A 14,074-nucleotide genomic window follows, 5' to 3' on the forward strand; every position below is an offset into this window, starting at 1 on the left:
TTAATAGTATTTTTTCCCTTGAAGTCTGACGTTCAAAACAAATCCCATACCTGCATAACACACTACCAGGGATGTAAGTCCCGAACTGACAAACGGAAGCGGAATTCCGGTATTAGGCATTACTCCCGTTACAACGCCTATATTAAGAAATCCCTGAAATCCAATCCACGCACCCATTCCGGCCGCGATCAACATTCCGTTTAAATCCTTTGCTCTGCCGGCAACAGCAAAGCATTCAATTGCAATGAGAAGAATCAATGCAACTACGATGCAGGCGCCGATAAAACCAAACTCCTCGCCTACAACCGTAAAAATAAAGTCCGTTCTTGATTCCGAAATGAAACCACCATTAAGAACAGAGCTGATCTCATTTGTATTATAACCCTTACCCAGAAGCTGTCCCGAGCCTATGGCCATCATAGAGTTAAGCGTCTGATATGCATCACTGTTGGCATAATCCTCAGGATGAAGCCATGCCAGAATACGTCTTTGCTGATATTCCTTCAAAATGATACATTTATCAGATAGCGCATCCAGTACAACAAAAATCGCACTTGGAACAACCACTGCAACCACCGTGATCACAAGCTTCCAGTTGATACCGGCCACAAACATGATAGTACCAATTATTACAGTAAGCATGATTGTCGTAGACAAATCCGGCTGCTTATATACCATAAGAAGTGGCGGCGCCATAAGTAAAAGACAAAATATGACAAAGTGAAAGGTTTTAACCTTGTCCTTATGTCTCATTATGAACTGTGAAAAAAATAAAATCAATAAGATTTTCGAGGCTTCTGAAGGCTGAAACTGCACTCCCGCAACGGTTATCCAACGGGTCGCACCGTTTACGGAATTACTCAATCCCGTAAATACCAGTGCCAGCAAAAGGATGTTCAAAGCGTAGAAAACAATATAAAACTTACTTATAAATGAGTAATCCAAAATTGATATAAAGATCATCATCATAAGACCGATGACCATACCAATTATCTGCTTACTTTTTCCGCCGGGGTCCGCACTTCCTATAGCCATAAGTCCAACTATCGTAAGACCCACAACCATCAATACCAGTTTAAAATCATAGTCCAGTATTCTATAACTTTTTATTTTTTCCCAAAATGTCTCAGTCCGCATTTGCTTCACCGCCTTGTAATTCATTAGCTGTGCCGCTTACAATCTCATCATTCTCAGAAAGTCCGAAGTAATACTGAATTGCCTCTTTGGTTATCTGTGCCGCATAACTTGATGTATAACCAAAAGCTATTCTGGTAGCTATGGCAATCTGGGGACTCTCGTAGGGAGCATAGCATACAAAAAGCGCATGGTTTGCTCTCTTTTTCGACTCCTCGGCTGTACCTGTCTTACCTGCAACGTGAACAGCTACATCATCATAATAGGATTTATCCTCAACCACCTGTCTCATGCCCTGATGTATAGCGTTCCAATAGGAAGTATCCATATCTATATGATTTCTTACAGTGGCACCATTTTCCTCAAGAAGATTTCCGTCAGAATCAGAGGTTTTCTTAACAAGAGTCAGATTATAACAGGTACCGCTGTTAGCTACAGCTGTCACATATCTTGCAAGACCGATCGTTGTATATGAGTTTGTGCCCTGACCGATAGCTGAACGAACGGCGTCCATGTCAGAAACAATAGGCTCTGACTCCGTTATTTCAATTCCGGTAGTTTCTGAAAGGCCGTACATATCAGCATATTTTGCAAGCTTTTTAAGACCCGTATCAGGATAATAGGTTCCGTTTACAAGACCAAGCCTGTAACCTACTTCAAAGAAAAATGCGTTACAGGAATTTCTTATTCCTCCCGTAACATTAAGGGAACCGTGGGCACTTGGATATATCCAGCAGTGCGCTGCCTGATCCAGCTTATCAAAAACACCTGTACAGGTTATTGTTTCAGAAGGATCGATTACGCCTTCCAATAATCCTGCCGTTGAGGAAACCATCTTGTAGGTAGATCCCGGCGCGGTTCTTTGCATGGTCGCATAGTTAAGAAGAGGCGCCGACTGGTCACTACGGAGCTTTGCATAATAAGCTGCATCTACACCGTTAGCCATCTTATTGTTGTCATATCCGGGATATGATACCAGGGCAAGTACATCACCGTTGTTTACATCGGTAATAACCATTGATCCTGTGCAGGGATCAAGTGCGAGCTGAGCGGGAGTAATGTCCAGATTGGATATACGGTTTATCATAAATGTATATGCAGACTCAGCACCGGATATCCAAAGTGAATGCTCTTCCTCCGAAAGCTCTACTGCCCCCTGCTCAAGAAGCATATTGCATACGGTAGTCCCACTGATAATATCATCAGCAAGCATGTACTTGTAGAACTTTTTATTAAATTCATCATCTTCATCGAGATCCTTAAATACATAATCAACTATTGTATTGAAAATCTCATCGGAATCCACATATCTGCTCTCAAGATCAAGAGTGCTCACATCAATCCAGTTAGATGCAATACAATATCTGATGTATTCCGAGAGAGATATTGTCTCATCCTTCGTCCAGGCTATATATGTAGCATCTTCCTTATCAACCTTATCGGATTTGATAATACCGTTAGAATAAAGCTTTGATGCTATATAACTCATATAGACCTGATTTTCCCTTGTAAGCTGCTCATAAGGAGTGTGAGTCTCAAGAAGCTCAGTTCTAAGAGTGTTTCTTACGCTTTCCTTTTTCTCAAGGAATCTTGCCTGTACAGCCTTCTCATTGTCTCCGGCATCATCGGAAGCCATGTGTTTAAGATCAATTACATGATTATCAAAAAGTGCAAAATAAACATCATAAATTGGAATGATGATATCGCTGGCCTTCTGGTTTTCACCCAGTGTAAAGGACTTGATATTTTGAATTTTTGAAATAAGAATTCCTGCCAGTGACTGCTCTATAATGTTGTAGCAGGCCTCCTGGAGATCCTTATCGATTGTAAGATAAACATCATTTCCTGCCTTTGAATCAATATAGCTGCTGGTCTCAATAACCTTACCTGTATTATCAACGTAAACTGTTTCACTTCCTTTGGTTCCCTGAAGAACAGATTCCATTGACTGCTCAATTCCGGATTTTCCGACAGTATCATTTGATCTGTAATTCGGATTGGTCTTTTGAAGTTCTTCAAGCTCTGTATCGGAAATCTTTCCGGTATATCCGATTATCTGAGAAAAATAAGGAGCATCAACATAAACCCTCGCAGTATCCTCTTCGATTGAGATACCTTCGAGAGTATCGGAATTCTCCATTATATCTGCAACTGTCTTTTCACAGACACTTGTTGCAATGGTTGTATCAAGGTACTTCTGATAGCTGTTAGAGCTCATCTTATATCTGACAGTAAGCACCTTTAAAAGCCTGTCCTTGGAATAACCTAGTCCCGGCACAAAGCTCTTTTTATTGTTGGGGTCTGATAATCCTCCGATTGAAAACTTCTCGCAAAGATCATCCACAACCTCCTGCGCGGTCTTTGTTCTCTCCTCGTATTTAAGATCATTTACCGAAGAACGACCGTATACATCTGCAAGAAAGCGAAGAAGCGAATTTCCTTCTATTGCAAACTCAAAGTCATTGGATGCATTAAGTGAAATATTGAAATCAGTATCAACTACATCACCGTTTTTCTCTACAATATCAATAACCTTCTCTACAGTCTCGTTAAGAGCCTTATTCTTTCCTGAGCCTGATTCAAAAACATCCTCGATGGTTACGGAATTTGAAAGCTCATTATACGCAAGAAGCTTACCATTCCTGTCATAGATATTTCCTCGTGTAGCTGCAATGGATTTCTCCTTCATGATTTTCAGTTGGAAGGTATCAAGGTATCGCTCACCATTGATGATCTGAAGATAAAAAAGTCTGTACACCAGTCCTGAAGCAGCGAGGATAAGAAGCGCAGCAACTATGACAAGCCTTGACGTTATGAAATTTATTACGACTTCTTTTATTTTACTAAACAAATTTCTTAGCACTCCTCTGTTCATAATCCTCAATGCGGGTATTCATTCTGTTTAGCACAGGATATATAAAAATAGCCACAAGTGAGGTATATACAACCTCCGGAATGATGACATGCATCATGTAGTAGTTTAAGTCAAATTTATTTCTGAACATGAAAAGCAGAACATAGCATATAAATCCATAAATGAAATCTGATGCCACGATAAGAAGCAGCGGCAACAGAATATGCTCAGGATAGAAAATCTTATTGAACTTGCCTATGACAAATCCAATATACATAAAGATGAGCGCATAAAAGCCCAGATATGAGCCAAAGAAAATATCCACAAGAATACCGCAAAAAAAACCTACCATCATACCACTCTTATCGCCTCGCATAAAAGCGTAGGAGGAAGTAAGAATCATTAGCAGGTTAGGTACGATCCCGCCGAAATCGATGTATCGAAACAGCGTGGTCTGCAGTATGAAACTGATTATTATAGAAAAAAACGTAAAAATAAATCGTCTCATTATTCTCCGGTCTTCTTTAACTGCATAATAACAAGGACTTCATCCATATATTCAAAATCAACTACAGGAGTAATTCTTCCTGATTTTGTAAGATTGTTGGAGTCCTCTTCTATTGTTGATATATAACCGATTAAAATTCCGGGAAGATACTTATCACTGATATTTGAGGTAACAACCTTGTCACCTACAGTAACCTTATCAGCCTCATCCACAAGCTTTGAAAAAGCTATCTGTCCCTCGTTGTATAATTCGAGATCGCCTGTTGCTATCAGATTTTCTGAAGCAGATAAAACCGTTGCACTAACAGATGAGTTATCGGCTATGATTGTCTGAACCTTTGCCCAGTCAGGACCTGCATCGGTAATTCTTCCGACAAGACCTCCGCCTGCAATTACATTCATATCAACAACAACTCCGCTATCCGTTCCCTTGTCGATAACAAAGGAATGGTACCAGTTACCTGCATCCTTGGCGATAATTCTCGCACCGATCTTTTTATAGTCAGAATACTGATTATCAAGACTATACAGCTCACGAAGCTTCGTAAGCTCATACTTATCCTGTTCAAGTCCCGTATTCTCGTTGGTCAGATCATCAACCTTTTGCCTAAGGGCAGCATTCTCGTCCTGGAGCGCCTTAATACTGGCAAGGTTATCAGATACGCCCTTGATATAAGTGCTAACGGTAGTAATGCCCTTCTGCATGGGAACAACAAAGGTTGCGGCAACAGAATTGACAGAACCGTTGAAAACGCTTGTATTAAAGGTGATGGCAATAAGACCGGTACATAAAATTGTTAAAATAAAGAGGAGATATTTACTTGGAAGTGTAAATTTATCTCCCCCTCTTTTAATGACAGGACTCATTTATACATCCTCTTCAACCGAATATGCGAGATTCTTATACTGATCGTCCTTAATAATCTTAGATAGTCCAAGTGCTACTGAACCGATAGGGTTCTCGGCAAGGTTTACGTTAAGACCTACACCGTTTGAAAGTCTCTGTGCCAGATGGCAAACCTGTGATGCACCACCTGTCAGATATAAACCATGCTTGTAGATATCAGCAGCAAGTTCCGGAGGAGTACGCTCAAGAGTAGCCTTGATGTTATCAAGAATCTGATCAAAGTACTCGATAAGTGACTGATCAATAAGATCTGTGGGAATTGAACGCTCAACAGGAAGACCAGTTACGATATCTCTTCCGTAAACAACTGCATCCTTTCCTGCCTTCTCAAGGTCCTTAAGAGACATCTTGATGTTCTCTGCAGTCTTCTCACCGATAAGAAGTGAAAACTCCTTACGAATAACGCCTCTGATGGCATCATCAAATTTCTTACCGCCAACCTTGATAAGCTTACTGATAACGATACCCTTAAGTGAAAGGATGGAAATCTCTGTTGTATCATATCCAACGTTTACAACGAGAACACCCTGAGAATTCATAACATCAACACCCATACCAAGACCGTCGGCAACAGGCTTTTTAACCATCATGATTTTCTTTGCCTTAACGCCTGACTCTCTGATGAGGTCGTGGAAAGCTCTTCTTTCAACCTCTGTAACATCCTTGGGAACTGCTATATAGAAATCCAAAGGCTTAAGAGCGCCCTTCATTTCGTCAGTAATGAAAAGCTTTACAAGATTTTTCATATGCTCGATATCAGCGATAACACCATTGCTGAGAGGATATGAAATCTTAATGTTGCTGGGTGCCTTCTCATACATATCGTAAGCTGAATTACCGTATGCAAGAAGTGATGTCTTATTCTCTACAGCAATAAGATTCTTCTCAACAGTGATAGAATCTGTTGCCTTGTTATAAATTTTGATATTGCTGGTACCAAGATCAATTCCGAAAGTATTGTTACCCAAAATTTAAGCCTCCTAAAAATTATTCTAATAAATGTTGTTCTAAATAACTGTAATAGCGATGATCTCCGATAATAATATGATCCTTTAAGCGAATATCAAGCATTTCGCCGGATATACGGATCTGCTCGGTCATCGTGTCATCGGCATAGCTGGGAGTAGGATCACCTGCAGGATGATTATGTAGAAGAACGATATACACTGCCTTTTTATCAAGAGCAGCGATAAATATCTCTCTGGGAGATATATTAGCCGACTTCACGGTTCCCACAGAAATCACCTCGTCTCCGATAAATGACATCTGATGGTTAAAATAAGCGGCAACTACATATTCCTTATCCTTGTGACACAGAGACTCCATATAATAATCCGCAATCATAGAGGGTGATTTAAAGGTTAAAGCCTCAAGGCATCTGCATTTTGCCATGCGATTTGAAAGCTCGGCAATACATTTTATCTTTACTGCCTTAACATCTCCGATTCCGGGCACCGACTTGATCTCATCAAGAGATAAGTAGTGTAAACCTGAAAGTCCCCGGGAATACTTCTCTCCTTTTTTCAAAAGAAGAGCTCCCATCTGTGTAGGTGTCAGAGTCCCTGTTCCTGTTCGCAAAATTATCGCCAAAAGCTCCGCATCTGTAAGAGCCTCAGCGCCTAATCTTTGGAATCTCTCATAAGGAAGTGTCTCCTTAAATGACTCATTCTCCATTAATCTGTTTTTAGTTTTTATCTGTTCCATACCAGTACCATTCTGCTTCTCCGGGCAAATAATACTTAAATGAAATCAGACCTCAAAAAATTATAGCATATTTTCTATTAAATAGAATCACAATTTTACGAGGTTTTTCTCGTGCATAACAGCAAGTGTCTTCATTATGCCGTATTTGACATGCTGCCATGTAAGTCCTCCCTGAAAATATACAGAATAGGGCTCTCTCAAAGGGCCATCTGCCGAAAGCTCGATTGAACTTCCTGATACGAAGGCACCTGCAGCCATAATTACCTGTGAATCATATCCCGGCATATCCCAGGGTTCAGGTGATACATAAGAATCAACGGGAGCAGCTGCCTGAATTCCCTCACAAAACGCAATCAAAAGCTCGGGCTTCCCAAAGGTAATGGCCTGAATTATATCAAAGCGATCCTCTGTGCTGTTGGGAAGTACTGAAAATCCCAATGATTCATATATATTAGCCGCAAAAATGGCACCCATAAGGGCATTTGCCGTAACATTAGGTGCAAGGAAAAGTCCCTGATAAAACTGCGGAAGTATTCCAAGTGAAGCGCCAACCTCTTTACCAAGTCCGGGAGATGTAAGTCTGTAAGCTGCGTTTTCGATACATTCCTTTTTACCTGCGATATATCCGCCAATGGGAGCAAGTCCGCCACCTGGATTCTTGATAAGAGATCCGACAACCATATCAGCACCGACATCGGTGGGCTCTATGGTTTCCACAAATTCACCGTAGCAGTTATCTACCATGCAGATAACATCGCTTTTTTTACTCTTGATAAATGCAATCAGCTCGCCAATCATCTCGACTGAAAGTGTAGGTCTTGTCTGATACCCCTTACTTCTCTGGATTGTTACAAGCTTTGTTCTTTCGTTAATGGCTTTTTCTATGTTTTCATAGTCAAAACCGCCATCAGGCAGCAGGTCAACCTGAGAATAGGTAACGCCATACTCTGCCAGGGAACCCTTAGAGGGTCTAATCCCGATTACCTCTTCCAGAGTATCGTAGGGCTTTCCTACAGGAGATAAAAGCTCATCTCCCGGGCGAAGGTTACTCATAAGTGCCAGTGCAAGAGCATGTGTTCCGCAAGTAATCTGGGGTCTTACCAGTGCATCCTCCGTATGGAAAATTGCAGCATAAACCTCCTCAAGCTTATCTCTTCCCATATCATTGTAGCCATAGCCGGTGGTTCCAAGAAGACAAGCCTCGGATACCTTGCAGTCCTGCATTGCTTTAAGAACCTTGGCCTGATTAAATTCTGAAACCTCTCTAATTTTTGCAAATCTGGGCTCCAATGAATTCCAGATTTTATCACAGTAGTCATAAACCTCAGAGCTTATTCCCATGCTCTCATACATTTTTTTCATTCTAAATTACTCCATCTATCCTTAATCATATCGACGATAGCATCAAGCACTAAATCGTCATCTCTTCCGTATTCCTTTTTATCTATAAAGGTTACGGTTTTTTCTCTTCTGAACCAGGTCAGCTGCCTCTTGGCAAAATGCCTGGTATTCTTTTTCAGCAGGTCAGTGGCTTCCTCAAGACTCAACTCACCATTCAAATATGAAAGCATCTCTCTGTAACCAAGGGCTTGCATTGACGTGGCATCCCTGCTGATATTCTGCGCCATTATGTCACGGACTTCGTCCACAAGGCCTTCTTCCATCATCATATCTATTCGCTTCTCTATTCTGTCATAGAGAACGTCCCTGTCATCAGTAAGCACAAAATAGAAAAAATCATAGGGTGACTCATTTTCCCGTTGCTGCTTGTTGTGCTCAGACATCCTTTCTCCGGTGTCCTTATAAAAGCACAGTGCTCTTATGACTCTTTTCACATTGTTCTCATGAAGATCCTGCGTATATTCGGGATCCACCTTGCAAAGCTCCTCATAAAGCCTGTGTACTCCCTCCGGAGTCTTTGCTATAGCCTCAAGCTCCTGCCTGTAGGCCGAAGACTCTTCGCTGCTTTCCGGAACTTCAAAATCAACATCATAAAGAACAGACTGAATATAAAAACCGGTTCCGCCAACTAAAATCGGTATCTTCCCCCTTGAAATTATATCCTTAATGATTTCCTTTGCCCGTCTCTTGAATTCAAAGGCATTGAAATCTTCTGAAGGCTCAAGGATATCAATCATGTGATGGGGAACACCCTGCATTTTTTCAGGTTTTATCTTGTCCGTTCCTATATCCATACCTTTATAGACCTGCATGGAATCGGCAGAGATTATCTCTCCGCCGATTCGTTTTGCAAGTCCTATTGATATCTTTGTTTTGCCAACAGCTGTTGGTCCTGTGAGAATTATCAGCTTTTCTTTATCCATATCTCAGTCAACAATTCGTTTAAATTTCTTCTCTATTTCGTACTTGCTCATAGAGATTATTGTAGGTCTGCCATGGGGGCAGTTATAAGGGTTATCCAGAGTCATAAGCTCATCAAGAAGCTCTTCCATCTCTACTCTGGACATCTTCATATTTCCTTTTACAGAAGCCTTACATGCCATACTGGCTATCTTATAATTTATGATATCGGGCTTTCTGTCAAGATTTGTATCATTTGAAATTTCATCGAGAACGCTGATGAACATTTCCTTTTCGTTCTCACAACCATAGAGATCAACAGGTACTTCTCTTATGGCATAGTCATTACCGCCAAAGGGTTCAATATTAAAGCCGAGCTTTTCGAAGGCTGAATGATATTTATGGAAAACATCAATCTCCTTGGATGTGAGCGTAACTATTATAGGCGGATTAATGAGCTGTGAAGCTGTGTTTTTCTCTTCATAGCGCTTGATCATTCGCTCATAGTTAACCTTCTCGTGGGCAGCATGCTGATCCACAATGAACATCTTATCCTTAAAGACAGCGATCCAGTAAGTATCGAAAATCTGTCCAAGAATCTCGATGTCATTTCTGTTCTTTTTAGAAATTACCTTTTCATCAAATAGATCAAGCTGTATGCCCTTCTCAACGATAACCGCATCGGAATTTTTGATGATTGGTCCCTGGGCTTTTTCATCCCCTGATTTTGGTGGTGTATGGTCCCCAAATACTCTGGTCCATACAGGAGACTTCATATTATCCTCAATAATCACAGGTGCAGGTGAGATTCCTTCTGCAAAAACAGGCTCGCTTTCCTGCAGCTTTTTGTCCTCTGTAAGTCTGCTGTTTTCGAAGGGCTCCGGAATCTTCTTTTCAGGAGCAGGCGCTACAACAGGCTTTGGTGCAGCTTTTGCCTCTTCCTTTTCATCGCGAAGAACTTCCGGAATCATCTCATGATTATGGAGAGTTCTTGCTACATTCCTTCTGATGAATTCATATACCGCAGCCTGATTGGCGAATCTTATCTCCATTTTTGAGGGATGAACATTTACGTCCACATCAGCGGTGTTCATGGTTATATGCACCACGCAGAACGGGAACTTGTGCTGCATCAGATATTCCTTATAGCCCTCTTCAAGAGCCTTGGATACTATTTTATCCTTAACATATCTGCCATTAACAAAGTAGATTTCAAAGTTTCTGTTTGATCTGTTAAGAGAAGGCTCACCAAGATAGCCCTCAATAGTATATCCATCCTCGTGAACCTGTATAGGCACAAGGCACATGGAGATATCTCTTCCGTATATTCTGTAAATAAGCTCCTTTAAATCCCCATTACCGGAAGTCGTAAATCTGTCATCCTTATTGTTTATGTAATGGAAGGATATTGAAGGATTATCAAGAGCAAGGTGCTCCATCAGATCGCCTACGTAAGAGCCTTCAGTCTGAGGAGTTTTTAAAAACTTTTTCCTTGCTGGTGTGTTGTAAAAAAGCTCTCTGACAATGATCGTCGTTCCCGTGGGAGCTCCGATATCCTCCACCTCTTCTTCAACGCCGCCGTTTATTACATATCGCGTACCGACAAGCTCATCAGCTGTTTTAGTAATAAGTTCAACCTTGGATACAGCCGAAATACTCGATAAAGCTTCACCTCTAAAGCCAAGAGATTTAAGCACGTACAGATCCTCAATACTCATAAGCTTACTTGTGGCATGTCTCTTAAAAGCATTTCTGATTTCAGACTTCTCGATGCCGCATCCGTTATCGGTAACTCTCAGCATTGTAGTTCCGCCGTCATGTATCTCAACCGTAATCGAAGTAGCTCCGGAATCAATGGCATTTTCAACAAGCTCCTTTATTACGCTTAAGGGTCTTTCCACCACTTCGCCGGCAGCAATCTGATCTATAGTATTTGGATCAAGCTCCTGTATCTTCGCCATCCATTTCTCCTCCCAGGCAAATGCCCTACAAAGTAATTACAGCTTCCATCTGTTATTGAGCTGATTTTGTAACTTGTATAAGGTATTGAGCGCATCCATAGGCGTGAGATTTGAAATATCAATCTCCTGAAGCTCCTTGATAACGTCCTCATCCTTGACTGTGTCAAAGAGGCTCATCTGAGAGAGGTCGACCTGATCGTAGTGTTTTACAGTATTTTTCCTGTCACTCTTATGATTAACCTCAATCCCCTGTATTTTCTCAGTGATATCGTTATCCGTAAGCTCCTCGGCTATGGCCTTTGCTCTGTCTATTACCATGTCCGGAATACCGGCAAGCCTTGCTACCTGAATACCGTAGCTCTTGTCGGCACCGCCCTTTATAATCTTGTGAAGGAAAACAATATCGTCTCCCTTTTCCTTAACCGCTATGCAGTAGTTGTTGACGTTATCGATTTTACCTTCGAGCTCTGTGAGCTCATGATAGTGAGTTGCAAAAAGTGTTCTAGCACCAAGAAGCTTTCTGTTACTTATGTGCTCAATTACAGCCCATGCTATCGAAAGACCATCATAGGTTGAGGTTCCTCTTCCAATCTCATCAAGGATAAGAAGTGATTTTGATGTGGCATTACGTAAAATGTTCGCAACCTCATTCATCTCAACCATGAAGGTACTCTGTCCGCTTCCAAGGTCGTCGGATGCACCTACTCTTGTAAATATCCTGTCTACAACGCCGATGTTTGCTGAATCTGCAGGAACATAGCTTCCAATCTGTGCCATCAGCACGATAAGTGCTGTCTGCCTCATAAAGGTTGATTTACCTGCCATGTTTGGACCTGTGATAATAGCAACGGCATGCTTTTTATCATCAAGGAAGGTGTCATTGGATATAAACATATCCGTTCTGTCCAGCATCTGCTCTATAACAGGATGTCTTCCTCCCTGGATTTTCAGGACACTCTTATCATTTAATGAAGGCTTTACGTAGTGATTCTTCTCAGCCACGTAAGCAAGAGAACAATATACGTCAAGAAGTGCTATGTTCTTGGCTGTTCTCTGTATTCTCTCAATCTCTAAGGATATTGAATCCCTGATTTTGCAGAACATCTCATATTCAAGATTATTGAGCTTATCCTGAGCATTAAGTATGGTATCCTCAAGCTCTTTCAGCTCAGGTGTGGTATATCTCTCACAGTTTGTAAGAGTCTGCTTTCTGATAAAGTAGTCCGGCACCTTGTCCTTGAAGGAATTTGTTACCTCAAAGGAATATCCAAATACATTGCTGTACTTAATTCTGATGGTCTTGATATCCGTCTTTTCGCGTTCCTTTGCTTCAAGATCGGATAACCACTGTTTGCCCTTTGTGCTGGCATCTCTGAAGTGATCAATATCAGGATCAAATCCATCCTTTATGATTCCGCCGTCCTTAATTGCAAGCGGAGGCTCCTCAATAATTGCCTTATCAATGAGCTCAAAAATATCGGAAAGTGCATCTATCTGAGAGTTCACCTCATCAAGAGATACGATATCCTTTAAATCCTCCAAAACTATCTTTATAGCAGGAAGCATTTTTACAGAATTTCTAAAGGCCAGAAGATCTCTTGGACTAGCTGTGTGATAGTTGATCTTAGCCATGAGACGTTCCATATCATAGATAGGTCCAAGGTACTCTCTCAGCTCATCTCTTGCTATGGTGTTCTTTACAAGGGCTTCAACAGCTGACTGTCTCTTTAGGATATCCGATACTTCGATAAGAGGCTGCTCAATAAAGCTGCGAAGGGTTCTTGCACCCATGGCAGTTTTGGTTTTATCAAGAACCCAGAGAAGGGTTCCCTTTTTCTGCTTATCACGAAGGGTCTCGATAAGCTCTAAATTCCTTCTGGTAGAGGAATCAAGAAGCATATACTTATTTGTCAGATAGGGATAGATGTGAATGATATTTGATAATCCATCCTTCTGAAGCTCTGTCAGATATTTAATCACAGCACCGGCAGCCAGAACTCCGCTGGGGAAGTCAATTATTCCAAGACCGGCCAGTGATGATACCTTAAAATGCTTAAGAAGAGCCTGCTTATTGGTATCCTCATCAAAATATCTTGGATCCAAAGGATTTACCACAACGCCGGCCCTGTCTCTGATATTATCTATATCAATTCCGCTTACCAAAAACGCATCATTACAGATAAGCTCAGAGGGTTGGAACTTGTTGATCTCATCGATTATTTCTTTGATTGAGTCAACCTCTGTAAGTAAAAAATCGCCGGTGGTAACATCGGCAACAGAAATACCTGTTTTCTCATCAGCATAGAAGACGCCCATGAGATAGTTGTTTCTGGTCTCATCAAGCGCCTGCATATTAAGGTTTGTTCCGGGAGTTACAATTCTTGTAACGTCCCTCTTTACTATTCCCTTTGCTTCTTTGGGATCCTCAAGCTGCTCACAGATAGCAACCTTATAGCCTCTGCCCACAAGCTTTGACAGATAAGAATCAACTGCGTGATGAGGCACTCCGCACATTGGAGCCCTCTCTTCAAGTCCGCAGGCCTTACCTGTCAGTGTAAGCTCAAGCTCCTTGGACACAACCTTCGCATCATCGAAGAACATCTCATAGAAGTCACCAAGCCTGTAAAATAGAATGCAATCCTTGTAGTCTTCCTTGGTCTTTATGTAGTTTTGCATCATGGGGCTTAGTTTTTCAAAATCTATATC

The 14,074-nt window shown here is 41.3% G+C and carries 10 protein-coding genes; all 10 read right to left on the minus strand.

Annotation, left to right across the window (positions count from 1 at the left end; all coding sequences use genetic code 11):
- Nucleotides 1-1,137: an FtsW/RodA/SpoVE family cell cycle protein gene (locus G608_RS0102480; RefSeq protein WP_026494687.1), complete on the minus strand. Its 1,137-nt coding sequence runs from the start codon at nucleotides 1,135-1,137 to the stop codon at nucleotides 1-3.
- A complete protein-coding gene (locus tag G608_RS0102485; protein WP_026494688.1) occupies nucleotides 1,127-3,985 on the minus strand; it encodes a penicillin-binding transpeptidase domain-containing protein in 2,859 nt (952 codons plus the stop codon). Before G608_RS0102485 ends, G608_RS0102480 begins: the two co-directional genes overlap by 11 nt.
- The gene (gene mreD / locus G608_RS0102490; RefSeq protein ID WP_026494689.1) at nucleotides 3,978-4,496 is read right to left on the minus strand and encodes a rod shape-determining protein MreD; all 519 of its coding nucleotides are present in this window, start codon (nucleotides 4,494-4,496) and stop codon (nucleotides 3,978-3,980) included. The genes G608_RS0102485 and mreD overlap by 8 nt, the downstream gene beginning before the upstream one ends.
- Complete coding sequence (gene mreC / locus G608_RS0102495) at nucleotides 4,496-5,362, minus strand: rod shape-determining protein MreC (RefSeq protein WP_081677256.1); 867 nt, start codon at nucleotides 5,360-5,362, stop codon at nucleotides 4,496-4,498. Before mreC ends, mreD begins: the two co-directional genes overlap by 1 nt.
- Nucleotides 5,363-6,370 carry a rod shape-determining protein gene (mreB, locus tag G608_RS0102500; protein ID WP_026494691.1) on the minus strand — a complete coding sequence of 336 codons (1,008 nt, stop codon included), beginning with the start codon at nucleotides 6,368-6,370 and terminating at the stop codon, nucleotides 5,363-5,365.
- 19 nt (nucleotides 6,371-6,389) lie between these two features.
- On the minus strand, nucleotides 6,390-7,106 hold the full coding sequence (gene radC, locus G608_RS0102505) for a RadC family protein (RefSeq protein ID WP_026494692.1): 717 nt from the start codon (nucleotides 7,104-7,106) through the stop codon (nucleotides 6,390-6,392).
- A gap of 87 nt (nucleotides 7,107-7,193) precedes the next feature.
- Nucleotides 7,194-8,468 (minus strand): methionine gamma-lyase family protein, encoded by a 1,275-nt coding sequence (locus G608_RS0102510; protein WP_026494693.1) that lies wholly within the window; start codon nucleotides 8,466-8,468, stop codon nucleotides 7,194-7,196.
- Nucleotides 8,465-9,430, minus strand: coding sequence for a tRNA (adenosine(37)-N6)-dimethylallyltransferase MiaA (gene miaA, locus G608_RS0102515; RefSeq protein WP_026494694.1), 966 nt, complete (start codon nucleotides 9,428-9,430; stop codon nucleotides 8,465-8,467). The genes G608_RS0102510 and miaA overlap by 4 nt, the downstream gene beginning before the upstream one ends.
- 3 nt (nucleotides 9,431-9,433) lie before the next feature.
- Nucleotides 9,434-11,368 (minus strand): DNA mismatch repair endonuclease MutL, encoded by a 1,935-nt coding sequence (gene mutL, locus G608_RS0102520; RefSeq protein WP_026494695.1) that lies wholly within the window; start codon nucleotides 11,366-11,368, stop codon nucleotides 9,434-9,436.
- A 36-nt stretch (nucleotides 11,369-11,404) separates the two neighbouring features.
- On the minus strand, nucleotides 11,405-14,047 hold the full coding sequence (gene mutS / locus G608_RS0102525; protein WP_026494696.1) for a DNA mismatch repair protein MutS: 2,643 nt from the start codon (nucleotides 14,045-14,047) through the stop codon (nucleotides 11,405-11,407).
- Nucleotides 14,048-14,074: the final 27 nt, after the last annotated feature.

This window comes from Butyrivibrio sp. WCD3002, from assembly GCF_000424265.1.
In the GTDB taxonomy this organism is placed as follows: domain Bacteria; phylum Bacillota; class Clostridia; order Lachnospirales; family Lachnospiraceae; genus Butyrivibrio.